This is a genomic window from Bradyrhizobium sp. LB8.2 (assembly GCF_040548035.1).
In the GTDB taxonomy this organism is placed as follows: Bacteria; Pseudomonadota; Alphaproteobacteria; order Rhizobiales; family Xanthobacteraceae; genus Bradyrhizobium.
The window spans coordinates 164,050-189,979 of the sequence record NZ_JBEPQV010000001.1 but is presented as its reverse complement, the minus strand read 5'-3'; the positions used below and the strand labels follow the sequence as shown (position 1 = coordinate 189,979).

Here is a 25,930-nt window from a genome sequence, read left to right as displayed (position 1 = left end):
GCCCGTATCATTCCCGCATCAGATAGGCATCGACCGGCGCGCCCGCTGCGAATCCCTCGTGGCTGGCGGGAACAACCAGCCATGCATCGGCGCGGGCAATTGCCTGGAGCGGCCATTCGCCTACCGCAAGCGGCACCCACGCATGATGTTCCTCGGCCAGCAGGCCAATTTCGGCGATGCCGACGCAGGATGCGATTTTTCGCGCGAGCGGCAAGGTTATCCGTCGGCGCGGCAGCCGCGCCGACAGCCGGTCTACGAGCGGCAGCGCGAGCGCGAGCCAGACCGCAAGCGCCTGATCGGCCGAGCCGGGCAAGGCGACGACGGGAACCTGTCCGAGCCGCCCGGCCGCGGCGGTGCGTCCGGGCTGGAGCGCAAGACCATGCGCGATCACATCACCACGCCGGGCCAGCGCCGTGACAGCTGCATCCTTGCTACCGACGCCGCTGCCGCCGACCGTCAGCAGGAGATCGCAGGTGGGAGCGACGAACGCCTCCGCGATCGATGCCGCATCTCGCGCACCGGCCGCGTGCGTTTGCACATCCAGCCCTGCGGCGCGTGCGATGTCCGCAATCAGATGCATGGTCCCCGTTGCGCCTGGTACATTGACAATGCGCAGCCGCGGGCGGCGCACGCTCAGTCGGTCCAGTCCGGCGGCGCGCGCGAGCAGCAGAGCGGCAGGACCGACCGGATACCCCTCTGCCGCGGCAGGCGTGCCTCCGTCGATGTCACCTCCGGCGCGCCTGATGCCCTGCCCCGGCACGCCCTCCGCCAGCACCTGGGCGAGCGGACCGGACAGTTCGACTGCGTCGGCATCGAGCACACAGTCGCATCCCGCCGGCATCGCGTCCCCCGCATCGACCCAGGCGGGCGCCGTTGCGAGAGGCAGCGGTGAATAGGAGGACGCGCCGACCAGATCATTGGCGCATAATGCCCAGCCGTCCGCGGCAGCGACGTCGCGAGGCGGATGGGCCGCAAGCAGCGGCGTGCCCGCCGCGATACAGCCGGCCGCTTCAGTCAGTGGCAACTCCACCGGCGCGAGCGGATCAAGCCCCTTCAGCAACGCAGCGAGCGCGGTGTCGAGCGGCGTCAGCGATGGCGGCAGGCGCTGGGTCATGCGCCATGATGGACCATGCATCGCCAGGTTTGGCAACCGTTGGCGATACGAACGTCAGCCGCCTGACTTGTCCGCATTGGGGAAGAACAGCTGTTGTCCGTCGACCTTGTATCCGGCGATCGCCGCCTGCCCCTCCGGCGAGGTCAGCCAGTCGATGAAGTCTTGCCCGAGCTCCTTATTCACGTTCGGAAACTTCGCGGGGTTCACCAGCATTGCGCCGTATTGGTTGAGCAGCCGCTTGTCGCCTTCGACGAGGACGTCGAGATCGCCGCGCTCCCGAAATGCGATCCAGCTGCCGCGGTCGGACAGTACATAGGCGTTCGCCGTGCGCGCTGCGTCGAGGGCGGAGATCATGCCCTGCTTGAACTCGCGATACCAAGCGCCCTTGACGCTCGCGATGTCGATACCGGCGACGATCCAGAGCGCGAGCTCTGCGGCATGCGTGCCCGAGCGGTCGCCGCGCGTCACGAACGGCGCACCCTTGGCCTCGATCGCTTTCAGCGCGGTTGCGATGTCCTTGCCTTTCACGCCGGCGGGATCGCTCTTCGGCCCGATCAGCACATAGTCGTTGTACATCACGTCAAAGCGTTTCACGGCAAACCCGTCCGCGACGAATTTCTCCTCCTGCGGCCGTGCATGCATCAGCACGACGTCGACTTCGCCCCTCCGCGCCCCGTCGAGCACCTCGTCGGCGCGCCGCGCGATCACCGTCACGTCGATGCCGGTCTTTTCGCGGAAGATCGGCAGCAGATAATCGAGCAGGCCGGACTCCTGCGTCGCCGTGGTCGTGGCCAGCACGATCGCGCGGTCCTCCGCGGATGAGGCCGCAACGCCCGCGGCGAGGCCGCAGAGAAGCGCGAGTGCAACGGACAGGCGGCGGACGGCCATGATCGGGTTCCAATTGGCTATGACGCGAGCATGATGATGATGGATTGCGCCGCACTCGTGACGCGTTTGCTCGTTCCGGCGCCCAATCGCTGCGCGCACGCGGGCTGGAGCGCCTGCAGCGCGACGAGGTGACGGCCGTGGCAATGCACTTCCACAGCCTCGATGCCGACGGCAATCTTGCCGCTGCCGCCGGTGCGACGGTGCTGCGTGACGCTCCGGAGCTGCGTGATGCATTGCTGGTCGCGTTCGTGCGCCGCGAGCAGCGTCTCGTGCTGCCGCCGGGCAATCCGAAACGGCTGCGGGGCCTCTCCGGACGTGCTCGCGCTCGGTGCCAGAATGGCGATGCGGCAACAGGGCACAGGCGCGCAGATGCTGCTCGACGTGCTGCTGACGCGCGCCGGCGCCTCGACGCGCGATTTGCGCCGGATCGCGACGCGTGCCGCGGCGCGCTCGGCCGGCCTCGATTTCGTGCCGCTGCTCTGGGAGAATTTTGACCTCGCGATGCGGCAGCGCAGCTATTTCCGCCCCACCATGCAGGCCTTGATCCGGTTCTTCAGCGAAAAACGGTTGCGGCAGCCCGCCGAGGAGCTGACCGGCTACGATCCCTCGCCGGCCGGCCAAATCCGCTTCGCGGCCTGACGTTGACGCCCGCCCCCAAATAGTTGCAAAAGAAACCAATTCAGCCGGGCCATACCCGGGAAGCAACACCGGCCAACGCGCCGGATCAGGGGAGGACACGCGTGAAGCCAACGAGATTTGGACTGCCGGTCGCTGCCGGCTTTGCAGCGACGTTCCTGGCGGCAACGCTGCTGCCGGGCGCCGCAATGGCGCAGGTTTCCGACGACATCGTCAAGATCGGCGTGCTCACCGACATGAACGGCCCGGCCTCGGCACCGACCGGCCAGGGTTCGGTGACGGCGGCGCAGATGGCGATCGACGATTTCGGCGGCACCGTGCTCGGCAAGCCGATCAGCATCGTCGTCGGCGACCACCAGCTCAAGGCCGACATCGGCGGCGCCATCGCGCGGCGCTGGTACGACGTCGACCAGGTCGATCTGATCGTCGACGTGCCGGTCTCCGCGGTCGGGCTCGCGGTGCAGAACATGGCCAACGAGAAGAAGCGGCTGTTCATCACCCACTCCACCGGCACCGCGGATTTCCACGGCAAGTTCTGCTCGCCCTACGCGATCCAGTGGGTGTTCGACACCCGCGCGCTCGCGGTCGGCACCGCGGACGCCGTGGTCAAGCGCGGCGGTGACAGCTGGTTCTTCATCACCGACGACTACGCCTTCGGCCATTCGCTGGAGCGCGACGCCTCGGCGGTCGTGACCGCCAACGGCGGCAAGGTGCTGGGCTCGGTGAAGCCGCCGCTGGCAACGCCCGACCTCTCCTCGTTCGTGCTGCAGGCGCAGGCCTCCAAGGCCAAGATCATCGGCATCGCCGCCGGTCCGCCCAACAACATGAACGAGATCAAGACCGGATCGGAGTTCGGCGTGTTCAAGGGCGGCCAGCAGATGGCGGCGCTGCTGGCGCTGATCACCGACATCCACGGCCTGGGCTTGCAGGCTGCCCAGGGCCTGTTACTGACGACGTCGTTCTATTGGGACATGGACGACAAGACCCGCGAATGGTCGAAGCGCTACTTCGCCAAGATGAACAAGATGCCGTCGATGTGGCAGGCCGGCGTCTATTCGAGCGTGATGCACTATCTCAAGGCCATCAAGGAAACCGGCACCGACGATCCGCTCAAAGTCGCCGCGAAGATGCGGGAAAAGCCGATCGAGGATTTCTTCGCCCGCAACGGCAAACTGCGCGAGGACAATCTGATGGTGCACGACCTCTGGCTGGTGCAGGTGAAGACGCCGGAGGAGAGCAAATATCCGTGGGACTATTACAAGATCCTCGCGACGATCTCCGGCGACAAGGCGTTCGGTCCGCCGGACCCGGCCTGTGCGATGGTGAAGAAGTGACGGTGTAGTGAGAGAGGTCGTCATGGCCGGGCTTGTCCCGGCCATCCACGATCTTTCAGACGGCACCAAGAACGTGGATGCCCGGGACAAGCCCACGGCTGTCCGGTTTAAATTCATTGGACGAAGCGCATGGCGTTGATTCTACTCGATCCTGGACGTCTGGAAGCGTTCCGGGACACGAATGGAGATCAGCGCCATGCCGCACCACAATACAGTATTTCGCGATCTGCTGAAGCTTGTGCCGTGGCATCGGTTCGAGGCGCTTGTGGAAGATCATGATGCCGACGCGCGGGTGCGTCGGCTCTCGACCAAGGGCCAGTTTGTGGCGTTGCTCTACGGCCAGCTGTGGGGCGCTTCGGGCTTGCGCGAGATCGTGACCGGGCTTTCGAGCCACGCGGCCCGGCTCTATCATCTGGGTGCGGATCCGGTGCGCCGGTCAACCCTGTCGGATGCCAACGCCAAGCGGCCTTTTGCGGTGTTCAGCGAACTGCTGGAGGTCATGATGAAGCAGGCCCATCGCGGGTTGCGCCGCAAGCTCGCCGAGACGACCTATCTGATTGTTTCCACGAGTGTGCGGTTGAACGAGCACAGCGCCGGTTGGGCGCGGTTCTCGTCCGGGGTCTGCGGCGCCAAAGTGCACGTGATCTACGATGCTGACGCCGATCGTCCGATCTATGCCGCGGTCAGTGCCGCCAATGTCAACGACATCACCGCTGCCCACCAGATGCCGATCGTGGCGGGCGCGACCTATGTCTTCGATCTCGGCTATTACGATTATGCCTGGTGGGCTGAGCTTGATACCGCCGGCTGCCGCATTGTCAGCCGGTTCAAATCCAACACTCGGCTCGATCTGGTCAAGGACCTGCCGGTCCTCCCAGGCAGCAACATCCTGACCGATCGCATCGGCTTTCTCCCGGCACGCCAGGCCAGAAGCCGTCGCAACCCATTGCAGGATGCGGTGCGCGAGGTGCGCATCACCACCGAGACAGGAAAGGTGCTGCGCCTGCTGTCGAACGATCTCGATGCCCGCGCCGAGGACATCGCCGATCTTTACCGCCGTCGCTGGGCCATCGAGTTGTTCTTCCGCTGGGTCAAGCAGACCCTCAAGATCACCCGATTCGTCGGCACCTCCGAGAATGCCGTGCGCGTCCAAATTGCCGTCGCCCTGATCGCCTTCCTGCTGTTGCGCCTCGCTCAGGCCACCCAGGAAGCCATTCGAAGCCCGCTCGTCTTCGCCAGGCTGGTCCGCGCCAATCTCATGCAACGCCGCCGTATCGACAACTTGCTCGAACCACCGCCGACCATCCAAGATCAGCGGCAAATGTGCCTAAGTCTTCCTCAAACCTAAACCGGACAGCCGTGGGACAAGCCCGGCCATGACGGCTGTGGGTGTACTGTGCGCCCTATTTCACCACTCCGATCTCGCGAAAATACTTCATCACGCCCGGATGGATCAGCTCCGGCTTCGGCGCGGCCGCGACCGTGTTCGCGGCCGTGGTCTCGCAGGCTTGTGCAAGCTGCTTGCAGAAATTTGCCTCGACGCCGTGCAGCGTCTTCGCCAGCCGGTAGGCGACATCATCAGGCAAATCCTCGCGCGTGAGGACAAAACTCCAGGAGCCGAGCGAGGCGATCGGCTCGGACTGTTTTGGATAGCTGCCCGCCGGCACGGTCAGCGGCTTCAGGAACGCATGTTTGGCGCGGATGCGCGCGATCTCTTCGGCACTGGGCGCGATGAAGCGCGCGCCTGACGCGCTCGAGGCCACCGCCGCAAAGCCGGGCCAGCCGATGCCGGCGCCCCAGAGTGCGGCGACACGTCCATCCTCGACCATCGCGGGACCGTCGCCGGCGCGGTCGAGATAAACAGCCTTGAAATCCTCGTCCTGCTTCAGGCCGAGCCCATCCAGCACGTAGCGCGCCAGGATCGGCAGGCCCGAGCCTTTTGCGCCGAATGCGACGGGCTGACCGACGAGATCGCGAATCGTCTTGTACGGACTGTCCGCGCGCACCACGAACAAGCCGGGGTTGGAATAGATCGCAGTGAGAATCTTCAGCCGGACCGGCCCGCGGCCGATGCCGGCAAAGGCTTCATAGGCCGGCTCGCCCGCGACCAAAGCGAGATCGAGCTCGCCTTTCTCCAAGAGCGGAATGTTCTCGTTGCTGCCCTTGGTGTTGCGCGGGACGATAATGGCTTGCGGATCGGCCGCGTTCATCGCTTGCGCGAAGGCGTTGCCATAGAGGGGAAAGCCACCGCCGGGCGTCGCGGTGCCCAGGCTGATCGTAGAGCTGATTGTCGTGGTCGAAATGGCCTTGCCTCCGGTTTGAGCAGCGGCGGGGCTTGAAAGCAGCGCCGCGCCGAGAACAATGGTGATTGCGAATCTCATGGTCGGTCCCGGCGGGGGCGCGTCAACATCGACTTGCGGCGATGTAGGCAACGCCCTGATTTTGTGAAAGCATGCAGCCCAACGACAATAGAACAATGGGAGACGTCATGTTGCGAATTTTGCGGAGCGCTGTTTTCGGGCTCGCGATCATTTCAGGCCTGTTCAGCGCCGCAGCTCCCGCCTCCGCAGCCGGATATCCCGATCGTCCCGTGCACTGGATCATCGGCTTCTCCGCCGGCGGCCCGGTCGATATCGTCGCGCGGATCATGGCGCAATGGCTGTCGGACCGTCTCGGCCAGCAGTTCATCGTCGAGAACCGCACCGGCTCGGGCGGCAACATCGCCGCCGCGGCCGCGATCAGCTCGCCGGCGGACGGCTATACGCTGCTGTTCGTCGCGCCCAACAACGCGATCTCGACCTCGCTGTACAAGAAGCTGCCGTTCGACTTCCTGCGCGACACCGTGCCGGTCGCGAGCATCATGCAGCTCACCAACATGCTGGTCGTCTCCAACGCGTTCCCCGCGAAGACGGTTCAGGAGTTCATCGACTACTGCAAGGCCAATCCCGGAAAAATCTCCTTCGCCTCCTCCGGCAACGGCACCTCGGTGCACATGTCGGCCGAGTTGTTCAAGGTGATGACCAAATGCGACATGGTGCACGTGCCCTATCGCGGCTCGGCGATCGCCTTTCCCGACATCATCTCCAACAAGGTGCAGCTGATCTTCGACAACCTTCCGTCCGCGCTGGAGCAGGCCAAGGGCGGCAATGTCCGCGCACTCGGCGTGACCTCGCCGCAGCGCTGGCCGAGCGTGCCCGATGTGCCCGCGATCGCCGAAACCGTGCCCGGCTTCGAAGCGGTCGGCTTTTACGGCATCTCCGCGCCGAAGGGCACGCCGCCGGACGTGATCGATATCCTCAACAAGGCCGTCGGCGAAGCGCTGAAGGACCCGAAGCTGATCGCACGTCTCGCCGAAACCGGCGGCATCCCCAAGCCAATGACGCCGGCCGAGTTCGGCAAGCTGGTCACCGATGAGACCGAGAAGTGGCGCAAGGTGGTGGAGTTCGCCGGGGTGTCGGTGGATTAGCGCCGTCCCGCGGACAAGGGGCTGTAGCCCGCCGGCAAGACGTCAGGGGGAGCCGCTGGTCCCCCTCAAAGCAAAAACCGCGAAAACAACCCCATGCACAGTAGAAAGATCAAGTGATCACAAGGGGTTACGGCGGCGAAAAATCGAGCCCTAGGCATGGCAATTTGACTTGTCGGGCAAAACAGGAGCATAAGTGCATCGTCGCAGTTTCGGGTATTCAAAAATTACCGGCGATGCTGAGCCGACGTTTCCATCCGCCAGAGCCAGCATTGCACCCCCGGCTCCATCCCTGTAAACGAACCGCGCACCGTTGCCGGCCACGCTTTCTCGCGGCCGTCTCGCGGCGGGGCCTGTAGCTCAATGGTTAGAGCCGGCCGCTCATAACGGTCTGGTTGCAGGTTCGAGTCCTGCCGGGCCCACCAATGAAGTCAATCGCTTATCGATTCTCTTCCTCCTCCGTGTGGGGACGCCGCACCAGTTATCCGAAGAGGTGCCGCTGACCGCACTTATTAGCCAGGAACACAATATGTGATGGGCGAAATGACAAAGGTTTGTTTGCCCCGGATCGCAAAATTAGAAAGCGTGGCGTACAAAGACGTCAGATCGGCGAAGATTGGAGGAACGCGTACTTCACCGTCCGGACTTCGACTTGGCCTTCAAGATATTCATCGCGAACCGCGCTAACGCCTTGCCAAACTCCTGGTCCAGCGGCAAATGACCTAGAATCAGGCGGAAGTAGATCGCGCCATAGAGAGTATCCAGTGCGATCTCGACATCAAGCTTGCTGTCGAACTCACCACTTTTGATTCCACGCTCGATGACTTCGCGTATCGCGACGCGGCGCCCGGCAAAAAAGCGCTGGCGAAAATCTGCGAGCATTTCGGGCTCCGATTGTCCTTCCGCGAGCAGTTCGGCAACGATCCGCCCAAGCTTTCCATTATATCGTCGCACCAGAAGTGAAAGATGGTTGCTGATGTCTTCGCCGGCACTCTTGGTGTGCGGGACCGGCGTATTTGGAAGCATGACGTCAATGAAGGCCTCAATGGCAACTGCCGTCTTGCTGGGCCACCATCGGTAGATCGTTGTCTTACCGACACCCGCCTTGTGCGCGATAGCTTCAATGGTGAGCTCGCGAACAGTCGTGGAATTCAAGAGCGAAATTGTCGCTTCCAGAACCGCCAGCCTCGAGGCTTCGCTGCGCGGGCGCCCAGGTGAAGCTGTCTCGGAAGGCGGTCCATTTCTTACCATGTCCAGGCTCGTCATTTATGATACGATCCGTATCGTTATCACACCTTGCCTGCGCAGGGAAAGACAGGCCCACGCCGCGACTGACTTTCCCCCGACTAAATGTCCTCGGAATTGACCCGAGCCCAACGTCGACCGCCGCCCAGCATGGTCCGTTGCCCCGTAGCCGCACCCCGCCACTGCTCTTGACCGACGGAACCAGAGCAACATCGCCCCGGCTCCTAGGAACGCCCTAAAATAAATCACTACGTATCGTATCGAATCTATTGCAATGACGTTCGTAATATAATACGTCACGTATCGAAATTAAACTCTATCGACCCATCCCGCTCAGTGACCGGTGCCGGGATTAATGCTCCCCCGGTCACAACATCGGAAAGAAGCTGCCATGAAAGAGAACTACTCAACCAAGGACACGGCCCTCCTGCTGGTCGACCTGCTCAACGACTTCCTCGACGACAAGGGCAAGCTGGCCGGCCGTATCGGCCCGATGCTCAGGAAGACGGACCTCAAGGCGCATCTCGCGCGCCTCATCAAGGGAGCGCGCGCTGCGGGCGTCAAGATCTTCTACGTGCCGCATGGCCTTCACGAGCACAGCTTCGACGACGTCCGTCACGTGCATCCGAACTGGCAGTGGGCGATGGAAAACAAGGTCTTCTGGAAGGGCCAGTGGGGCGGGGATTTCTACGAAGCCTTCGCGCCCCGTGACGGCGACACGATCGTCAGCAGACACCGAAGTTTCGACAGCTTCGTCAATACAGACATGCTGGCCAAGCTACGGGAGGCAAAGATCGAGAAGGTCGTGCTTGCGGGCCTGACGTCCCACACCTGCGTCGAAAGCGCCGGTCGCCACGCCCTGGAGGAAGGCTTTCACGTGACGTTTCTGACCGATGCGGTCGCGGAGTTCACCGAAGAGGCTCACAACGCCGCTCTTAAGCTTTCGTATCCAACCTTCGGGCACGAAGTTACGACGATCGACAGCTTCCTCGCGGCCATCGAGCTCGCCTAGAAGGTCACTCGGCGGCGAAGCGCGGCTTTTTCGCCGACGCTCCGCCGCCGTCCAGCCAAGTGGACGAAATGACCCGGACAAACACCATTGGTCGTTCAGGAATTCCAGCCCTTCACACGTGGCGCCGTCTGGTTATTCCGTTGGCAGCGATTGCCGTCGCGACTGGATTTGTTGCGCTGGCAACTCTTCGATGGGATTCCTGGATGGCGAGCCTGTCGCTTCAAACCACGAACGACGCCTATGTGAGAGCGGAGATGACGCGCTTGAGTAGCCGGGTAGCCGGAGCAGTCAAATCGGTCGACGTCGTCGATTTCCAGCGTGTGAAGGCTGGCGATCTTTTGATTCGAATTGATCCCGCCGACTACGACGCTCAGGTCTCCCAGGCCGAGGCAGCCGTCGTGAGCGCAAGAGCCGCCCTCGATAATCTCGGCAATCAGGTCGAGCTTCAGAATGCGACCATCGCCCAGGCGGGGGCCCAGCGCGCGTCGCTGCAGGCGCTCGAGCTCGCGGCTCAGCAGGAGGAAGAGCGTCAGCAGACCCTCTCGCAGACATCTTCGGGGACTCGACAGAAGCTTGAGCAGGCGATCGCCGCCTATGCCAAGGCCCAAGCCGACGTCAATGCAAGCACGGCCCTCGTCTCCGCCCAGCGTCATCAACTGGAAGTGCTGGCAGGAACCAGGCAGCAGCGCGCGGGCGACCTGCTCGGAGTTCAAGCGGCCCTGGAAGCAGCCAAGCTTCGGTTCGGCTACACGACCATCGTGGCTCCCTTCGACGGCGTCGTCAGTGAACGACAGGTGCAGCCGGGGGATTACGTCACGATCGGCAGCAGCCTGATCAACGTGGTTCCGCTGCCTAACGTCTACGTCATGGCGAATTACAAGGAGACCCAGCTCAGGCGGGTCCGAGCCGGTCAGAACGTCGACATTATCGTGGACACCTTCGGAGACCAGACCCTGCATGGCCGGGTCGAGCGCATCGCGCCGGCAAGCGGATCACAGTTTGCGCTGCTTCCACCAGACAACGCGACGGGCAACTTCACGAAGGTAGTGCAAAGAATCCCGGTGCGGATCGAACTGGACGCGGGTCAGCCTCTCCTCGCACGGTTGCTGCCTGGCATGTCGGCCACGACCCGGATCCATATCGAAGGGATCGGTGAATAGATGTCACGAACTAATGTCATCGAAAGCGGCCCGATTTCGGTCGGAAACGTCTCGCAGAGACCTCTCGTTGCGGTTGCGGCTGTCATGCTCGGGGCGTTTCTCGCAAGCTTCGACACCCGGCTGTTCTCGCTGGCGCTCCCCGATATCCGTGGCGCCATGGCCATGAGCTTCGACGAAGGCGCCTGGTTCAACACGGCTGGTACCGCGCCACAAATCCTGATCGCTCCCGCCGTTGCTTGGTTGGCGACAGCCTTCGGCGTGCGCCGGGTTCTCGGAATTCCGAGCTTGATTTACGCCGTCGTGTCACTCCTTATCCCCTTGGTCCGCGACTTTCACGCGCTTCTGGCGTTGAATATTGTTCACGGATTTCTTCTCGGCATCTTCGTTCCAGCGACGCTCCTGGTAATCATCCGTGCGCTCCCGATCCAATGGTGGGTGCCGGCGCTGGCGATCTATTGTATCCGCGTCGGGTTCTCAATGAATTCGGGCGTTGCGCTAGTCGGTTTTTATCTGGAGCACGCCGGCTGGGAATGGATCTATTGGCAAGGCGCGCTGATAGCTCCTTTGATGGCGCTGCTCACTTATTGGGGCACCCCACACGAGGCCGTCAACGAGGAACTCGTAAAAGACGCGGATTGGGGCGGAATGCTTCTGCTAGGTTGCGGAGCGGCCATGATATTCGCCGGTCTCGATCAGGGAAACCGTCTCGATTGGCTCAATTCGGGTACGGTCGTTTCACTGCTGGTGAGCGGTGGCGTATTGACTGTCGGATTCTTCGTCAACGAATCGCTCGTCGAGAAGCCGTGGGCGTACGCCACCGTCCTCTTGTCCCGCAACATCGGGCTCGCCTTGCTGACGGTGCTGCTGTTCACGCTGACGAGCCTTTCTAATTCCTCCCTGGCGCCCGGCTTCCTCACAAACATAACGCAACTACGGCTGGATCAGTCAGGTCCGCTGTTCCTGATCTACGCGACGCTGCCAATGCTGGTGCTCGTGCCCCTGTCGGTCTACCTGGTCAAGACACACGACCTGCGGATCACCTTGATCGTCGGGCTTGCTGCGTTTGCGGCGGCGGGCCTCCTCGGCACGCAATTGACGCACGAGTGGTCGCTTGCCGACTTCATTCCGATGGCGTTGCTGCAATCCGTTGGGCAGTGCTTTGCCCTGTTTGCCGCCGTCATGTTCGCCTTGGCCAACTCGAACCCTGACCGCTCCACAGCCTTCGCCGCATATATTCAAGTGATGCGCCTCTGTGGTGCCGAATTTGGCGTTTCCTTGATGGCGACCTGGCTGAGGATACGCGAACAAGTTTCGTCCAATCTGCTTGGCTTGAATGTTGCCCGCGGAGACGCGGACCTTGTTCACACGCTGTCGCAAATGGCAGCCCCCTTCGTCTCACACGGCGCGTCTGCCACCGCAACGCGCGCAACAAGCACGCTCGCAGCCGCCATGCAGCGGGAGGCCAACACCTTGGCCTATATCGACGCATTCTGGCTCACGACCTGGTTTGCCATCCTTGCCCTGGTCTGCGTTGCCTTCATGAATCCGCCGCCCGTCGGACCGTTCTCTCCCAAATCGGGCACCTAGCAAGCCTGTCGCACCAACAATCATGATGAAAGAACGAGGACAATATGACAACCCACACCTACGCCGCCGACCGCACTGCGCTTCTCGTCGTCGATCCGTATAACGACTTCATGAGCGAAGGCGGAAAGCTCTTCAATGCCATCAAGGAAACTGCCGACGCGTCAGGAATGTTCGGAAATCTCCGCAGGTTGTTGCCTAAAGTGCGTTCAGCCAAGATCCAGGTTTTCATTGTGCCGCATCATCGCTCACATCCGCACGATTTCAACGGCTGGGAGCACATCAACATGTTCCAGAAGGCAGGCTTGCCAACCAAGGCGTTCGAAGCCGGGACGTGGGGCGGAGAGTTCAATCCCGAATTTGGCCCCCAGGAAGGAGATGTAGTTGTCAAGGAACATTGGGCGCAAAGCGGCTTCGCAAATACGGATCTCGACCTCCAGTTGAAGCAGCATGGAATCCAAAAGATCATCCTCGTGGGCCTAATTGCGAATAGTTGCATCGAGTCGACCGGCCGCTTCGGCATGGAACTCGGGTATCACGTCACGCTTGTGAAAGATGCGACAGCCGCATTCAGCGCCGAAGGCATGAAGGCTGCCGAGACTAACGCCCCAATGTTTGCCCATGCGATCCTGACGACGAAGGAGCTACTGGAACGGCTGCCTTCGTGATCAGGTACCGCACCCGTTTCGTACCAGAAACGACCTCGACAAAGCGCGCCGAATGCGATTGATCTCAAACGAACGCCCAGCAAAATCAACAACCACGTCCGTTATCGCTCATAACGGTCTGGTTGCAGGTTCGAGTCCTGCCGGGCCCACCAGAGCTTTCAAATATTTGGCTAGAGATCCGCGGCCCTTAGCAATCGACCGCCTCGGTTACCGCCACAGATGCGTGCCCATCTGTTCAACCGCGCTATCGCAAGCAATTGCTCCGGATGGAGCCCGACGGCGGCACGACCAACATCTGCAACGTGAACAGCAAGCAACTGGACGCGCTGGCTGGGTTCGGAGCACCGCTGCGTGGTGCCATTCAACAGCTTGCGCGAATTCAACAAGGCCGAGGGCGGGGACGTCTGGTTCGCGATGCGAGAGCGATCCGGTGGGCAACCTGCAAACCTGGAAGACGAAAATCTGCCTTCTAATTCCCTTTTGGCCCGGGCGGTCCGATCGGGCCTGCAGGTCCGGCCGGCCCTGGGGGACCCGCCGGTCCGGGGAGGCCGCAGTTCTGTATCACCACGTCTCTCGTATCCGGTCCGGACGTGATCTTTACGATACAAGTGGACGGAAACTCCGGTCCAATCCACCGAAACCCTCCGGTCGGAGTGCTCTCGACTTTCACGGTTTTGCTTGGACCGATCCTGATCTCCACGCTGGGCTCGCGGGGTCGTCTTACTCTTCCGACGATGACCAGCTCGCCCTGCGATATGTTGGCGGTTGTTATGAATATTTCCGCATGCGCGCTTTCAGTCCACGCAATCGCAAAGCCAGCTATAAAAGCTCCAACGGTGCCAAAAGGCTTTGCGAGCATCACAGGCCTCCGTGCTTCCCTCACCGCTTCGCATGCGTCGCGCACCGACGGTTAAGAGACCAGCTTGGTGCGAAGGCGCCCGTACTCGATATCGGTTATGGATCCCGATTGTTTGAGCTGATCGAGCTTGGAAAGCTCGTCGGCGACACTAAAGCCGACGACGTGCCGTAATTCCTCGCGCGCCCGCTGAGCCTGCTCGGCGCTGCGTTCCGCCATCCCCCTGCCTTGGGTGATGAGGTAGGCAAAGATGCCCAGATAGGAGGTTAGAACCAGCGCGAGCACCCACAGTGCCTTGCCCCATCCGGAAATGTCGTGGCGCCTGAACAGGTCGCCATAGATGACGATGAGCAGCCAGAACCAGACGACAAATGCGAATACGGCAATCATATCCATCAGAAAATTTCGATATGTGAATCCTTCCTGAGCGAAGAACATTGCGATCCCCTATTGAGTTGCCGTTCTCGATCTTTGCCGCACGCCAGTCGCGCGACCCACTCCGCGCTGGCTCAACGGCAGTACCGATGCGACACGCGGTGCGACCTTCCGCTGGTCGAGCGATGCCAGCAGCTGCCGTTCCTCCAATAATATCGATGCCAATGCTGATGTCGCCGGTGGGCGCCAGCGATGGCTCCGGCCGTAGCTCCTATGGCAGCACCGCGGCGACCACCGACAGCACCACCAATGACGGCACCTCGAAGCGCACTCTGAGCAAATGACTCGCTGGAAGGAACCATTCCTGCGAACGAGAGCAGGATGACGAACAGTGCAAGCTTTCGCATCGGGGGTTTTCCTTGATTGACCGCTTCTGCCATGCGGTAGCGCCGAATGGCTTAGCTCCGAGCGGTTATTAGCGTCGCCGCGAAGCGGCATAGCGCGGATTGATGCCGCAATATGCGTTCGTGCCAGAAGCGGCAGCCAGGCATTGCGAGCGGGTGGCGAACTGACAATTGCCCGGAAAGCCCCAATTGCGACCTCGCAGGCAGTATCGATCTGTCTCGGCAGCCCGGACCGGCTCCAAGAAAGCAAGGGATATAGCGGTGGTGAGTAACGCCAGCATCGGAACGAGGCGATGCATCTCGACCTCCATGGATAGATGAAGATGAATATACTGGCGACGCGGGGGCAATCCAGCCAGTAAAACCCCTTGCCAGACGCTGGGGCGTTTATTGATGCTGCTTGGCGCGAAAAGTGCTCGGGGCGACGGCGGCCGGCGAATTGACGCGCCTGGACGATGCAAAGTGCATGATGGCGGCGCTAGCGAAGTTGAGCCTGTAAGGTTTCAATAGCAATTCAGGCCCGGCATCGCCGGCGCAAGCCAAAGAAAACGCGCGTGGACCCACGGCGCGTACCGGACCATATTGGCCAGGCATCACTTTGTTCGAGGAGCAAGGGAGCCACCAAATGTACGCCAACATTCTCTTGAGCACGGATGGATCGGACGTCGCGAGAAAGGGCGTTGAGCATGGCATCACCCTGGCGAAGGCCTTGAACGCCAGGCTGACGATCATCACCGTGACGGAAGCGCTGCCGGTCGACTATGGCGGCGGGCACGACTCGGGATGGATTCCGAGCCGGGACGAGATCGATAGTTTTGACGCCGCCTGCAAGGCCCGTGCGGGCAAGGTGCTCGACGAAGCACGCGCGATGTCGGAGCAGATCGGCACGTCTGCAGAATTCTTGCATGTTCCGAATGCGCACCCGGCGACTGCGATCATTGAAACCGCAAAGTCCAGGGGCTGCGACCTGATCGTCATGGCCTCCCATGGGCGTCGCGGCCTCAGGAAGCTGTTTTTGGGCAGCCAGACATCCGAGGTCCTGGTGGACGGAAGCGTACCCGTGCTGGTGGTGCCGAAGCCGGCATGAGTGTAGGGCTTATCCGAGCCCGCTCAGCGGTCCGCTGAACGGCCGCACAACACCGCCCTCTGGCGGCAGGAGAATTTCATGACGAATGAAAAAGGCCCGAACATCAAGAAGAAGCAGAAATGCAAAAATTGCGAGGGCAAAGGCTTGCTCAAGAAGGGCGACAAGGTGGTGAAGTGCCAGCGCTGCAAGGGCACGGGGGTGCGGTGATGTTGAGTTGCTGGCCTGTACTGTCGAGGTGAGGTCGATTGACCAATAGCCTGGGCTCCCAGGCCGGGCTCTCTCGAAATGCTGCGGCTGGTCCTGCGCCGGGCGGGCGCCATCTGCACGGGAGATTTGAAGCTGGCGCTCGTGTGCCGAAACTCAATATCCTCGTCATGTCCGGCAGCCTCACCGGTCCCCTGCCCGCCCATGCGACGTTCCTGCACAAGCGGTTTTCTCCGGTCTCCATTCTCCAGGCCGTGCGGAAACTGCGCCTCGCGACCGTGCTGAGTACGGGACAGCGTGTGTATCAGTGCGTCGAATGCGATCATGTTGAAGTGGATTGACGCCGACCCTCGCGCAAGCTCCTCACCCTTCCAGCCGCCACAGCCTCCACCGCTCCGGCACGCCCTTGAGCTGGTGCACGCCGTGATCCCTGAAGCGGATCTCGGGCTGCGACACCAGGAGCTCCTTGACCGCGCTCGACACCAGCACCTCCCCGGCGCGCGCCTGGGCGGCGACGCGGGTGCCGATGTGGAAGGCGAGGCCGACCGCCTCAGTGCCGCTCACCGTGTATTCGCCGGCATGCAGACCAACCCTGATCTCGAGGCCGAGCGTGCGCACGGCCTTCCGGATCGCGGTCGCGCAAGAGATGCCAGCGGCGGGCTTCTTGAAGGTCGCCAGCACGCCGTCGCCCGTCGTCACGACTTCCTTGCCGCGCGAACTCTTCAGCTCCTTGCGGACCGCCGCGTAATAATGGCCCATCACCTTGGTCCAGCGGATATCGCCGAGCTTTGCCGCTTTTGCGGTGGAACCGACGATATCGACGATCAGGATTGTGGCGAGGGCTTGCTTGAGTTCGGTGTTGCCCCCCGCGGGTCGGCGCCGGAGCACGATCGCGCCAACCAGCGGCTCATAGCGATGGTTGCGGCGCCGCGCGATCGCGGCCTTTGCATAATCCTGGGCACGCTGCGCGCTGCCGCAGCGAATTGTTTTCTCCTGCGGCAGACGCGTCCAGTAGACCTTCCGGCCGTCGCCCGCGCCCTGGACCTCGACGGCGCCCCATTTCAGGAAGATTGCCGTGCCCACGCGCCGGACACACCACGCCTTCGACGTGTATCCGGATATGTTCGACTGATGGAGTCCGATGCGAAGGAATTTTGGCATGAACGTGCGGCCGATCGATCAAACGCTTGGGCGGGCCTGGCGCCAAGCGTAGTCACACAATCCTGCGTTGGCAACAGGACGCGCTTGACGCGTGCGGCGAGACCAGCAAATCTTGCTTCCCGCGATTGGGGACACCTGCGTGGCCGCGGGCATCCCGCCTCAGCCGTGATACGCAAACAGCTCGATCGGTTCACTGAAGCCGCGCACCTCGTGCTCGCCCAAGCGCTCCAGATCGAACTGGCGATCGACTAGATCGGCGAAGTCGCGCGACAGCAGCACCGTCTTTCCCAATTGCTTGGTCAAAGCTTCGAGCCGCGAGGCCATGTTGACGGCGGGGCCGATCACGGTGAAGTCGAGCCGGGTGCTCGATCCGATATTACCGTACATGACGTCGCCGACATGGACGCCGATGCCGTAATTCAGCGGCGCGCGGCCGGTCCCGTTATTCCGTTCGTTCAGGGCGACCATGGCCCGACGGCCTTCGGTCACGGCATGCAGCAGGTTTGCGCAGGCGTTGGGCTCGCTGAGCGGGAAGATGGCGAGCAGGCCGTCGCCGATGAATTTCAGGATCTCGCCGCCGTGCCGCGCGATCGGCTCCGACATCGCGTCGAAATAGTCGTTGAGCAGATCGATGACGTCGTCGCGCGGCCAGTTGTCGGAGATTTTCGTGAACTCGCGCAGGTCGCAGATCATGATCGCGGCGCGTACCGTCGTGCCGGTGCCGCGCCTGGTGGCGCCGGCCAGGATGAGCTCGCCGGCGTGGGAGCCGACATAGGTCTCGAGCAGCGTCCGCGCCAGGCGGTTTTTGACGCGGATTTCGCTGACGAGCGACAGCACCGGCAATATGTTATTGAGTGCGGCGATATGCGCGGCGTCGAAGCCGCCGGGCCGGTCGGTCGCGAAGGTGACGAGATGGCGCTTGCCGAGCGTGTGATAGAGCGGCCAAGCCACGTATTCGGTCAGGCCTTTCGCGCGCATCTCGTCGTAGAGGGCGTGCTTGCGGCCGAGCGAGGGGTCGCGTTCGAGATTCTCGCGCACCTCGGTTGCGCCGTCGAACATTTCGTTGGCGGGACTGCCGATAAATTCGGACCGCTCGCGAACGTCATAGTCGACCCGCGCGATCTCCGCCTCGCGCATGCCGTCGGACCACATGAAGCGGGCCCCGAGCCATTGCGGGTGCTGGATCAGCACGTGAAGCGTCGACCGCGCCAGCGGAATGCCGGCCTGCTGGAGCCGGATGCACATCTCGGCAAAGATGTTGTCGATGAAGCGCTGGTCGCGCGTGCCGTTGGTCAGCCAGTCGACGACGCCGTCGGACAGCGTGGCGGAGTTTTTGTCTGGCGCGGTCATATCCTGCCCTTCAGCGGCGGTCTGCATCAGGCCAGATATCGTGCTCCGACGCTGCGGCGTCAACCTGGCCAGATGCACGGATTGTGCGCATCGCTCGGTGGGCAGGATCGCCGTTCAACCGACGATCCGGATAGACCCCAGCACGGCCAGCCCCGAAACGAGCACGAGCGTCGATGCCCCGGTCAGTTCGACCTTCAACGTGTTTTCGTGCGAAATCGCAAAACCCACACCGTCGAGACGAATGCTGCAATCGCCGGACACCGCATGGATGAGATGCGTGCCGGCGGGCAGTTGCCGCTCACCGGGCTCCCGGAGTGCCAACAGTTCGATCTCCGCCGCACCGCGTCGCGCCATCAGATTGACGACCTCGACCGGGCCGGCCTCGAGCTCGGTGACGATCTCCATCTCGCCGGTGAAGCGCACGGTCGTGAACGGCTCGCGCTCGTCGAACTCCCGCCCCGGAGCTTTGAGCACCAGCCCGCGCCCGCCGATCACCATCTGCAAGCGGTCGATGCCGGACATATGGGAGAACGGCCCGGGCGCCACGATCGGCGTGGATGCGAAGCGCCACAGCAGGCTGTCCCAATCCTTCACCGGGCTGCCTGGGCGATGCGCATCCGCGATATCGGTAAAGATGCCGCCGCCGTTCTTCCAGGGCGAACGGGCGTAGTCTTCGGATTTCAGCAGCGTGGTTTTCATGGTATGGGCGTCCGACGGGGATCACCCGCACATCATTAATCGTCTCACGCCTTCGCGTCGAGCCTGCTGCTCAGCTCGTTGACGAGCGAATCCACGAACTGGTTCTGATAGGCCGAGATGCCGCTGAAATAGACGGGGCCGCCGGCTTGCACCAGCATGCCGCCGCCGGAGATGGCGGCATCCTTGGCTCCGCCTTCGGACTTGGCATCGAGCTGGCCCATAGCGTCGTTGAGCTGCGCGGAGGTCTTGTCGTCCATCTCACCATTGGCGTGAAGCGTGGCAAGCAGCGACTGATAGGCACTGCCGAGATCGGCTCCCGTACCGCTCTCGGCCGTGGCGGAGAAGGTGCCGTTGGTCTTGCCGGAATAGCTCTTGTAGGTCAGCGTCTCCGTGCTGGTGCCGTCGGCATTGGCCTTGCTGTCGAGCATCAGCTCGAACGCGCTGCCATAGGCTCCCGTCGTCAGCATGTTCGGATCGTTCGGATTCTTGCTCTTGCTTGCCCCTGATTTGTCGGAGCCTGCGGTCCAGTTCGGCGGGACGGTGTAGCTGACGCTGGTCACGTCGTCATTCCTGTGTTCATTGCGCGGAAACATTCAGCAATTTTTGTGCCAGCGAAGGATCAGTTGATTTGCCTCGACTTTCTTCTCCGGAGCTGGCGGGCAGACGTTGCCGCGTCGTGCAACGCTGCAAAAAATGCCCGGCAGTTTGATCCCATCGCGCGATTGCGCGAGGCTTGCGTCATTGCAGCGGGAGGGCTGCTCACTCGCCCTTTCCGCTCTTCAGCTTCGGCAGCGTCTCGACGATCTTCTGCTTGCCGTCGACGATCTCGGCGAGAAAACTGGCGCGGTCGATGTCGCCGTTCTGGTCCCAGCTTGCCTCCATCAGCATGCCAGGCGCCTTCTCCGGCGCCAGCGTCAGGCCCTTCATCGCGGCGCCAAACGCCTTGCTGTCGAACTTTCCGACTTTCTCGGTCACGTATTTGACGAGATAGACGGCGGTGTAGCCCTTGATGCCGTTATGGTCGGGCCGGTATTTGTAGCGCTCGCTGAACTTCCTGGTGAAATCCTCGATCGCCTGCACCGGTGCATCGGCGGAAAGGCCGACATGGCCGCGCACGCCGTTGGCGGCGGGACCGGCGAGCTCGACCACCTTCTGGCTGAGCAGCGTGGTCTCGCCGAACAGCGGGGTCGAAAGACCCTGCCGCTTCGCCTCGATCAGGAAGCGGGCGCTCTCCTCCTCGTTGGTGTAGACGAAAACGGCGTCGGCCTTGGCGCCCTTGAGCTTGATCACATCGGAGCCGAAATCGACCTGGCCCTGCTCGGTGGAGATGTCGGCCGCGATCTCGATGTTGCGCGCCTTCATCTCCTTGGCGAAATTGTCGTGGCCGCCCTTGCCGAAATCATTGTTGACCCAGACCAGCGCAACTGTCTTCACCTTGAGCTTGTCGTGCAGATAGTTGGCGATCTTCGGCATCGAGAATTGCTGGCCGAAGGCGGTGCGGAACACCCAGGGGTTTCCTTGCGTGGTGATGTCGGCCGCCTCGGCGCCGACGATCTGCGGGATCTCGGCTTGTTGCGTCAGCGCCATGTTGACCTTGACCGAGCCGGAATAGATCGGCCCGAGCACGACATAGGGATCCCTGTCCAAAACCTTCTGCACCTGCGCACGCGAGACGCCGGGGTTGCTCTGGGTATCCAGATGCTCGGTCTGGATCTTTCGGCCCAGGATGCCGCCGGCAGTGTTGATCTCGTCAACGGCGAGTGCGACCCCGTCGCGCCAGTTGGTGCCCGACACCGCGCCGGGGCCGGAGAGCTCGATGACATCGGGGATGTAGACCGTGCTCTGCGCCTGCGCGCCATTTGCGCCTAGCGCTGCCGCGATCGCCACGACGGCCGTCCCTGCAAGGTGCCTCATGATGTCTCCTCCCCTTTGTTGTCTTGTTATGCTTGATCTGCCGCGCCGTCGAAGCCGAGCAGCCTTGCCGGCGTGCGCCAGAGCAGGCGGTGCTGGTCGTCCGGATCCGGAAACAGTTTTGTCAGCACCGCGAGCAGCGGCCCGTAGTCAAGCCGTTCGGCTGCGCGCAGGAACGGATAGTCCGAGCCCCAGACGCAGCGATCGAGCGTGAAGGCTTCGACCAGTGCGGCGATGAATGGCCAGGCGTCCTCGTAAGGATGCGGCTGCTGCGCGAACTTGTAATAGCCGGACAGTTTGACATGCGCGTCGCGCTCGCGACCGATCGCCAGCAGCGCCTGGAATGCTTTGCCCCTCACGTCCTGCACGACCGAGGGACGACCGCAATGGTCGAACACCAGGCTCACATTTGATTTTTCGATCAGCGGCAGAAGGTCGAGCAGCTGGTCCTGCTCGACCTGGATCTGGAGGAACAGGCCGAGGCTGGTCAGCTTCTCCAGCAGCGGCGCGGTGTCGCGATAATAATCGGCGCCGTGGAACGGCACGTTGAAGGCGACGCCGATCACGCCGGCCGCCTTCAAACGTTCGAGCTCGCTGATACCGACGTCGTTCTCGACCACCGCGACACCCTTGAAGCGGCCGCCGCCCTGACTCAGGGTGTCGAGCAGGATGCGGCTGTCGCTGCCGTAACCGGTGTTGGTGGCGACGATCAGCGCGTGCTTGATGTCGAAGGCGTCGAACACGCGGATGAGCTGTGACGCGGGCGCGATCTCCTGCCCGCTTGGACGGTATGGCGTGTCGTCCGAATAGGGAAAGCGGGCGGGATCGATGGCGTGGACGTGGCAATCGATCCTGGGGGACGCCGGCAGTGTCATGGCGCAGAACTCCCCATTGTGCGTGTCAGAACGTCGCTTCGATCGCCTTGATCAGCGCGGGCGTCACGTCGGGCATCACGCCGAACCAGGCCTTGAAGGCGAGCCGGGCCTGGTTGAGCAGGAGGCCGAGCCCGTTCACGGTCACGCAGCCGCGCGCACGCGCGTCAGCCAGGAACGGCGTCTCCAGCGGCGTGTAGATGAGATCGGCGGTGAGCGTTTCGGGCCTCAAGCGCGACAGGTCGATCTCCAGCGCGCTCTTGCCGACCATGCCACGATCGGTGCAGTTGACGAGGAGGGCGACATCGCCGAGCGCCGCGCCGCGATCGTCCCAGGCAACCGGGCGGATGGCGGAACCGAAGTCGTTTGCAAGGGCCTGCGCCTTCTCCGCCGTGCGGTTGGCGATGCGTATCTCGCGCGCGCCGTTTTCGAGCAGCGCCACGACCACGGCACGCGATGCGCCGCCGGCGCCCAACAAAAGGATCGGCCCGGCGTCGCCGCGCCAGTCGGGCCTGGCATCGCGCAGGTTCTGGACAAAACCGTTGCCGTCATTGTTGAAGCCGGAGAGCGTGCCGTCTTCCTCGACGACGATGGTGTTGACGGCACCGATGCGCTTCGCGGTCTCGTTGACGCGGTCGAGCAGCGGCATCGCCGTCTGCTTGTGCGGCATGGTGACGTTGCATCCGCGGAAGCCGAGCGCGACAAGTCCGCGGAGCGCATCCTCCAGCCGCTCCGGCCCCACGGCGAGCGGGACATAGGCGCCGCGGATGCCGTGGGCCTTCAGCCAGTAATTGTGAATGACGGGCGAGCGCGAATGCGCGACCGGCATGCCGATCACGCCCGCCAAACCAAACCCATCCGCCTGCGGCATGCGCGCTTCCACCCAAACCGCGCCCTTCGGCGCGCGACCATTTAATTTGGTCAATTGTACAAAACCATTAGAGGGAATGGCTATCGCGCGCAATCTGAATCTCGGGATGGCGGTACGGATGGAAACTGGCGTCGGCCAACTGAGGAGCCGCCTCCTCTTGCCCTTGTCCGGCGGAATTTAGGTCAGAAATACACCCCTTTTTGGTGCCTTGCACGAAGTTCGGAGTACCGTAATAATCCATACATTGGGTTATCCGTTTCGCGCTTCGGCTAGGCAATTGCGTAACGCGCTCCTTTCAGTGGGAGAATTGCAATGCCCGTGTTGGACTTGCCGCACTGGTTGATGATTGCAGGCTCCGCGTTGGTATTGGGCGGGCTCATTGGCTTAGGGGTTAACCGCAACAAGCAAGTTGAGACCGATCCCATTCTGCTCCCGGGCGACTTAACGGCATGGAGAGCCGAGGGATCAGAGACCTCGGGCATTGCGGCCGCCCGGGATTCGCACAGGTGAGCACTGACGACTTGCGCCCGTGGCCAATTCCGCGGAGCAAACTCTGGAGAGTCATATGGCCCTGCACTTTGCTCGCATCGATACTCCGGTGAATGAGCTTGAAATCTGGATGGCATGCAGCGGCGGATTTTCGTTTGTGATCAGTAACGAAAACCGCACCGGTCCTGGCCTTCACGGAAAGCCGGGCCTGGTTGCCTCATGGCGACCCGTCCAGGTGAACAAGTCCGCAATCAAACTTGGCGGCTCCCCCTTCAATACCTTCGCTGAAGCCGAGAAGGCGTGCGAGGCTCTCCTGAAAGCACTTGAGCAGATGAACGCATTGCAAACCCGGACGATTGCGGCCCCGCCGCAATGAAGAGAGGCCTCTGCTTCGGCGGGTGTGTCCAATTCCGCGGTGCAGGATTGCGCTTGCGTCTTACATTCCGCTCAAACCACTATCCACCGCGAGCGTTTGCGCGGTGACGTAGACGCTCTCGTCCGAGAGGAAGAACAGCACGGCGTAGGCGATTTCCCAGGCTGTCGCCTGGCGGCCGAAGGGAACGTGGCCCTTGCCGCGGTGGGGTCGGCCGGCGCCGGCCTCGCGGCCGTTCGGCGTGTCGACGAGGCCGGGATAGACAAGATTGGCGCGGATGCCGCGGCGCGATCCGAGATGGGCGATGTTGCGCATCAGGCCGCCGAGCGCGGCTTTCGATGAATCATACACCGCCATCTGCGAGCCGGCCTTCAGTGCGGCGATCGAGGAGATGAACACGACGGCGCCGCCATCGTCGAACTTCGGCATCGCGGCGCGGCAGCACAGCATCGGGCCGCGGACGTTGACGTCGTAGATCCTGTTCCACTCCTCGGGGCTGACGGCATCGAGGCCGACCTTGCCGAAGGTGCCGATATTGAGCACCATGCCGTCGAGGCCGCCCATGGCGCGATGCGCCTCGTCGATCATGCGCATGACGTCGGCCTCCGACGTGACGTCGGAAGTAATCGTAAAGGCTTCGCCGCCGTCGTCGGTGATGCGCTTCACCGTCTGCCCGGCCGAGGTGTGGTTGAGGTCGGCGACCGCGACCTTCGCGCCTTCGCGGGCGCAAAGAATGCTCATAGCGCGGCCATTGCCGATCGGATCGGTGGCGGCGTCGAACACCCGTTGTCCACCGCCGACGATCAGGATGCGGCGCCCTTTGAGACGTCCCCTGCCAGGCGCTTCGCCCAATGACTCGGCGCTTGGCGGGCGGACGTAACGGTCCGGCTTGCTATCGGTATCCGTCATCTCAGGCGCCCGGCTTCTTGCCGCCGTCGTAGACTTTCATGCCGGCGGCGGGATCGAGATCGGTCTCGGTCGCCTCGGTGAGACGCGCCATCATCATGTAGAAGCCGAGGGCGACGATGGATTCGACGATCTCCTGGTCGCTGAAGTGTTTTCGCGCGGCAGCGAACGTGGCTTCGGGAACGCGGACGTTCTCGACCACCTCGCGGCCGAGCTTCAGCAGCGCGCGCTCGGCATCGCTTAAGGCGGCGGCATCGTAGTCGGCGCGCTCGACCGCATCGATCTGTGCTTGCGTGCAGCCGACGCCAACCGCGATCGGCACGTGCTGGCGCCATTCATAGGCGCCGCCTTCGAGCTGCGCGGCCTGCAGGATCAGGAGCTCGCGGTTGACGGCGCCGAGCTTCTGCTTGTGCAAGATCGAATTGCCGAGCCGCATCGCCGGGATCATGTTGGCCTCGGCGTGGGCCATCATGCGGAAAATATTCAGCTTGACCGGCATGCGGTCGAACGAAGCGCGGATGTCGCCGCTCGTCGTCTCCGGATCAATCAGGGGCAGCCTTGCCACGTTTCTCTCCCTTGGCTTTTCGTTTCTTGTTGTCCTGCGCCCCGCCATCCGCCGCGATCAGCGACAGGAAGAAGGCGAGATAGCGGTCGATCGCCTCGATCACCTTCGGCCGCGGCGACGGTGCCGCGCCCATCACGTAATGTTCGAGACGGATGTAGATGAGCCCGGCCGCGAACAGCCGCGCGGTCTCACGCGGATCCGGCGTCGAGACCAGGCCGGCGAGCGCAAAGCCGCGAAAATAATCCGTCATCATGCTTTGCTCGCGCGCGTAAAAATGATCGGCGAATTTGGCGCGGATGCCGGGCACGCGGTTGCGCTCGGCGGTGATGACCTTCTGGAACTGGTGCTCGCGCGGATCGGACCATTGCTCGACGAGGTCCAATGCAAACTGCCGGCAGAACGCGGCGGGCTGGCGCGCAAGTTGCTTGTAGCGCGGCTCCTCCAGCCGGCTCGCCGAGCTTGCCGGCCCATGTTCGCTGACGATCGCCTCCAGGATCGCGGCCTTGCCGGCGAAATGGTTGTAGAGACTGCTCTCGCGGATGCCGACGCGACGCGCGAGCTCGCGCATCGAGGCGCCGCCATATCCGCTGTGCGCAAACAGATCGAGCGCTTCGGCGAGGATGCGCTCGCGGGTGGTGGGCGCAGCCGCCTCTGCCGCGCTGGTGGTGTGGACAGCCATGGTGGCTTGACTAACGAACGATCG

At 62.7% G+C, this 25,930-nt stretch carries 28 protein-coding genes, 1 tRNA gene and 2 pseudogenes; 14 read left to right on the top strand and 17 right to left on the bottom strand.

Annotation, left to right across the window (positions count from 1 at the left end; all coding sequences use genetic code 11):
• Nucleotides 1-7: 7 nt before the first annotated feature.
• Nucleotides 8-1,114, bottom strand: coding sequence for a molybdopterin-binding protein (locus ABIB06_RS00890; protein ID WP_354047452.1), 1,107 nt, complete (start codon nucleotides 1,112-1,114; stop codon nucleotides 8-10).
• Between the two features lie 54 nt (nucleotides 1,115-1,168).
• The gene (locus ABIB06_RS00885) at nucleotides 1,169-2,002 is read right to left on the bottom strand and encodes an ABC transporter substrate-binding protein (protein WP_354047453.1); all 834 of its coding nucleotides are present in this window, start codon (nucleotides 2,000-2,002) and stop codon (nucleotides 1,169-1,171) included.
• Nucleotides 2,003-2,097: 95 nt separating this feature from the next.
• On the opposite strand from ABIB06_RS00885, the pseudogene ABIB06_RS00880 reads away from it, so the two are divergent.
• The 3 genes and pseudogenes from ABIB06_RS00880 to ABIB06_RS00870 form a co-directional block, all read left to right on the top strand.
• A pseudogene (locus ABIB06_RS00880) lies at nucleotides 2,098-2,641 on the top strand (substrate-binding domain-containing protein); the annotation flags it as partial.
• Nucleotides 2,642-2,742: 101 nt separating this feature from the next.
• Nucleotides 2,743-3,972 (top strand): ABC transporter substrate-binding protein, encoded by a 1,230-nt coding sequence (locus tag ABIB06_RS00875; RefSeq protein WP_247441098.1) that lies wholly within the window; start codon nucleotides 2,743-2,745, stop codon nucleotides 3,970-3,972.
• Nucleotides 3,973-4,168: 196 nt separating this feature from the next.
• Nucleotides 4,169-5,320, top strand: a complete 1,152-nt coding sequence (locus tag ABIB06_RS00870; RefSeq protein ID WP_354047703.1) for an IS4 family transposase — start codon at nucleotides 4,169-4,171, stop codon at nucleotides 5,318-5,320.
• Between the two features lie 55 nt (nucleotides 5,321-5,375).
• Here ABIB06_RS00870 and ABIB06_RS00865 read toward each other — a convergent pair whose 3' ends face one another.
• Entirely contained in the window at nucleotides 5,376-6,353 is a 978-nt protein-coding gene (locus tag ABIB06_RS00865; protein ID WP_354047457.1) for a TAXI family TRAP transporter solute-binding subunit, read from the bottom strand.
• 107 nt (nucleotides 6,354-6,460) lie between these two features.
• Here ABIB06_RS00865 and ABIB06_RS00860 point away from each other — a divergent pair, with 107 nt between their 5' ends.
• Both ABIB06_RS00860 and ABIB06_RS00855 read left to right on the top strand, forming a co-directional pair.
• Nucleotides 6,461-7,438 carry a Bug family tripartite tricarboxylate transporter substrate binding protein gene (locus ABIB06_RS00860; RefSeq protein ID WP_354047459.1) on the top strand — a complete coding sequence of 326 codons (978 nt, stop codon included), beginning with the start codon at nucleotides 6,461-6,463 and terminating at the stop codon, nucleotides 7,436-7,438.
• Nucleotides 7,439-7,784: 346 nt separating this feature from the next.
• Nucleotides 7,785-7,860: transfer RNA gene (locus tag ABIB06_RS00855), tRNA-Ile, on the top strand.
• A 208-nt stretch (nucleotides 7,861-8,068) separates the two neighbouring features.
• Here the strand turns inward: ABIB06_RS00855 and ABIB06_RS00850 are convergent.
• Nucleotides 8,069-8,701 carry a TetR/AcrR family transcriptional regulator gene (locus tag ABIB06_RS00850; protein WP_354047461.1) on the bottom strand — a complete coding sequence of 211 codons (633 nt, stop codon included), beginning with the start codon at nucleotides 8,699-8,701 and terminating at the stop codon, nucleotides 8,069-8,071.
• 370 nt (nucleotides 8,702-9,071) lie between these two features.
• Here ABIB06_RS00850 and ABIB06_RS00845 point away from each other — a divergent pair, with 370 nt between their 5' ends.
• The 5 genes and pseudogenes from ABIB06_RS00845 to ABIB06_RS00825 all read left to right on the top strand — a co-directional run.
• Complete coding sequence (locus tag ABIB06_RS00845; RefSeq protein ID WP_354047462.1) at nucleotides 9,072-9,692, top strand: cysteine hydrolase family protein; 621 nt, start codon at nucleotides 9,072-9,074, stop codon at nucleotides 9,690-9,692.
• Between the two features lie 68 nt (nucleotides 9,693-9,760).
• A complete protein-coding gene (locus ABIB06_RS00840) occupies nucleotides 9,761-10,852 on the top strand; it encodes an HlyD family secretion protein (RefSeq protein ID WP_354047464.1) in 1,092 nt (363 codons plus the stop codon).
• Nucleotides 10,853-12,439, top strand: coding sequence for an MFS transporter (locus ABIB06_RS00835; RefSeq protein ID WP_354047466.1), 1,587 nt, complete (start codon nucleotides 10,853-10,855; stop codon nucleotides 12,437-12,439). It abuts the gene before it with no gap.
• Between the two features lie 44 nt (nucleotides 12,440-12,483).
• Complete coding sequence (locus ABIB06_RS00830; protein WP_354068809.1) at nucleotides 12,484-13,104, top strand: cysteine hydrolase family protein; 621 nt, start codon at nucleotides 12,484-12,486, stop codon at nucleotides 13,102-13,104.
• 251 nt (nucleotides 13,105-13,355) lie between these two features.
• Nucleotides 13,356-13,527: pseudogene (locus ABIB06_RS00825) on the top strand (SOS response-associated peptidase); the annotation flags it as partial.
• Between the two features lie 487 nt (nucleotides 13,528-14,014).
• Here the strand turns inward: ABIB06_RS00825 and ABIB06_RS00820 are convergent.
• From ABIB06_RS00820 to ABIB06_RS00810, 3 genes are all read right to left on the bottom strand, one after another.
• Entirely contained in the window at nucleotides 14,015-14,398 is a 384-nt protein-coding gene (locus ABIB06_RS00820; protein WP_247441105.1) for a PLDc N-terminal domain-containing protein, read from the bottom strand.
• A gap of 71 nt (nucleotides 14,399-14,469) precedes the next feature.
• The gene (locus ABIB06_RS38845; protein ID WP_502918118.1) at nucleotides 14,470-14,697 is read right to left on the bottom strand and encodes a glycine zipper domain-containing protein; all 228 of its coding nucleotides are present in this window, start codon (nucleotides 14,695-14,697) and stop codon (nucleotides 14,470-14,472) included.
• A 113-nt stretch (nucleotides 14,698-14,810) separates the two neighbouring features.
• Nucleotides 14,811-15,038 (bottom strand): DUF3551 domain-containing protein, encoded by a 228-nt coding sequence (locus ABIB06_RS00810; RefSeq protein WP_354047470.1) that lies wholly within the window; start codon nucleotides 15,036-15,038, stop codon nucleotides 14,811-14,813.
• 326 nt (nucleotides 15,039-15,364) lie between these two features.
• Between ABIB06_RS00810 and ABIB06_RS00805 the strand changes: the two genes are divergently transcribed.
• From ABIB06_RS00805 to ABIB06_RS00795, 3 genes are all read left to right on the top strand, one after another.
• Nucleotides 15,365-15,826, top strand: coding sequence for a universal stress protein (locus ABIB06_RS00805; RefSeq protein ID WP_354047471.1), 462 nt, complete (start codon nucleotides 15,365-15,367; stop codon nucleotides 15,824-15,826).
• A 78-nt stretch (nucleotides 15,827-15,904) separates the two neighbouring features.
• Nucleotides 15,905-16,033 (top strand): hypothetical protein, encoded by a 129-nt coding sequence (locus ABIB06_RS00800; RefSeq protein ID WP_018455653.1) that lies wholly within the window; start codon nucleotides 15,905-15,907, stop codon nucleotides 16,031-16,033.
• 38 nt (nucleotides 16,034-16,071) lie between these two features.
• Nucleotides 16,072-16,371, top strand: a complete 300-nt coding sequence (locus ABIB06_RS00795) for a hypothetical protein (protein ID WP_247441109.1) — start codon at nucleotides 16,072-16,074, stop codon at nucleotides 16,369-16,371.
• Nucleotides 16,372-16,393: 22 nt separating this feature from the next.
• Here ABIB06_RS00795 and ABIB06_RS00790 read toward each other — a convergent pair whose 3' ends face one another.
• The 7 genes from ABIB06_RS00790 to ABIB06_RS00760 all read right to left on the bottom strand — a co-directional run bounded on the left by ABIB06_RS00790 (nucleotide 16,394) and on the right by ABIB06_RS00760 (nucleotide 22,894).
• Nucleotides 16,394-17,191: an adenylate/guanylate cyclase domain-containing protein gene (locus ABIB06_RS00790; RefSeq protein WP_247441111.1), complete on the bottom strand. Its 798-nt coding sequence runs from the start codon at nucleotides 17,189-17,191 to the stop codon at nucleotides 16,394-16,396.
• Nucleotides 17,192-17,350: 159 nt separating this feature from the next.
• Nucleotides 17,351-18,541: an adenylate/guanylate cyclase domain-containing protein gene (locus ABIB06_RS00785; protein ID WP_354047473.1), complete on the bottom strand. Its 1,191-nt coding sequence runs from the start codon at nucleotides 18,539-18,541 to the stop codon at nucleotides 17,351-17,353.
• 114 nt (nucleotides 18,542-18,655) lie between these two features.
• Nucleotides 18,656-19,240 carry a HutD/Ves family protein gene (locus ABIB06_RS00780; protein WP_354047475.1) on the bottom strand — a complete coding sequence of 195 codons (585 nt, stop codon included), beginning with the start codon at nucleotides 19,238-19,240 and terminating at the stop codon, nucleotides 18,656-18,658.
• Nucleotides 19,241-19,284: 44 nt separating this feature from the next.
• The gene (locus tag ABIB06_RS00775) at nucleotides 19,285-19,800 is read right to left on the bottom strand and encodes a hypothetical protein (RefSeq protein ID WP_354047477.1); all 516 of its coding nucleotides are present in this window, start codon (nucleotides 19,798-19,800) and stop codon (nucleotides 19,285-19,287) included.
• Between the two features lie 199 nt (nucleotides 19,801-19,999).
• A complete protein-coding gene (locus tag ABIB06_RS00770) occupies nucleotides 20,000-21,154 on the bottom strand; it encodes an ABC transporter substrate-binding protein (RefSeq protein ID WP_354047479.1) in 1,155 nt (384 codons plus the stop codon).
• Nucleotides 21,155-21,180: 26 nt separating this feature from the next.
• A complete protein-coding gene (locus tag ABIB06_RS00765; RefSeq protein ID WP_354047481.1) occupies nucleotides 21,181-22,026 on the bottom strand; it encodes an amidohydrolase family protein in 846 nt (281 codons plus the stop codon).
• Between the two features lie 25 nt (nucleotides 22,027-22,051).
• Entirely contained in the window at nucleotides 22,052-22,894 is an 843-nt protein-coding gene (locus ABIB06_RS00760) for a shikimate dehydrogenase (protein ID WP_354047483.1), read from the bottom strand.
• Between the two features lie 565 nt (nucleotides 22,895-23,459).
• On the opposite strand from ABIB06_RS00760, the gene ABIB06_RS00755 reads away from it, so the two are divergent.
• Complete coding sequence (locus ABIB06_RS00755) at nucleotides 23,460-23,759, top strand: hypothetical protein (RefSeq protein ID WP_354047485.1); 300 nt, start codon at nucleotides 23,460-23,462, stop codon at nucleotides 23,757-23,759.
• Nucleotides 23,760-23,819: 60 nt separating this feature from the next.
• Here the strand turns inward: ABIB06_RS00755 and ABIB06_RS00750 are convergent, their stop codons facing one another.
• The 3 genes from ABIB06_RS00750 to ABIB06_RS00740 are packed head-to-tail and all read right to left on the bottom strand — an operon-like array spanning nucleotide 23,820 to nucleotide 25,906.
• Nucleotides 23,820-24,665, bottom strand: a complete 846-nt coding sequence (locus ABIB06_RS00750; protein WP_354047486.1) for an SDR family NAD(P)-dependent oxidoreductase — start codon at nucleotides 24,663-24,665, stop codon at nucleotides 23,820-23,822.
• A 1-nt stretch (nucleotide 24,666) separates the two neighbouring features.
• Nucleotides 24,667-25,227, bottom strand: a complete 561-nt coding sequence (locus ABIB06_RS00745; RefSeq protein WP_354047488.1) for a carboxymuconolactone decarboxylase family protein — start codon at nucleotides 25,225-25,227, stop codon at nucleotides 24,667-24,669.
• Nucleotides 25,205-25,906, bottom strand: a complete 702-nt coding sequence (locus tag ABIB06_RS00740; protein WP_354047490.1) for a TetR/AcrR family transcriptional regulator — start codon at nucleotides 25,904-25,906, stop codon at nucleotides 25,205-25,207. Before ABIB06_RS00740 ends, ABIB06_RS00745 begins: the two co-directional genes overlap by 23 nt.
• Between the last annotated feature and the right edge of the window lie 24 nt (nucleotides 25,907-25,930).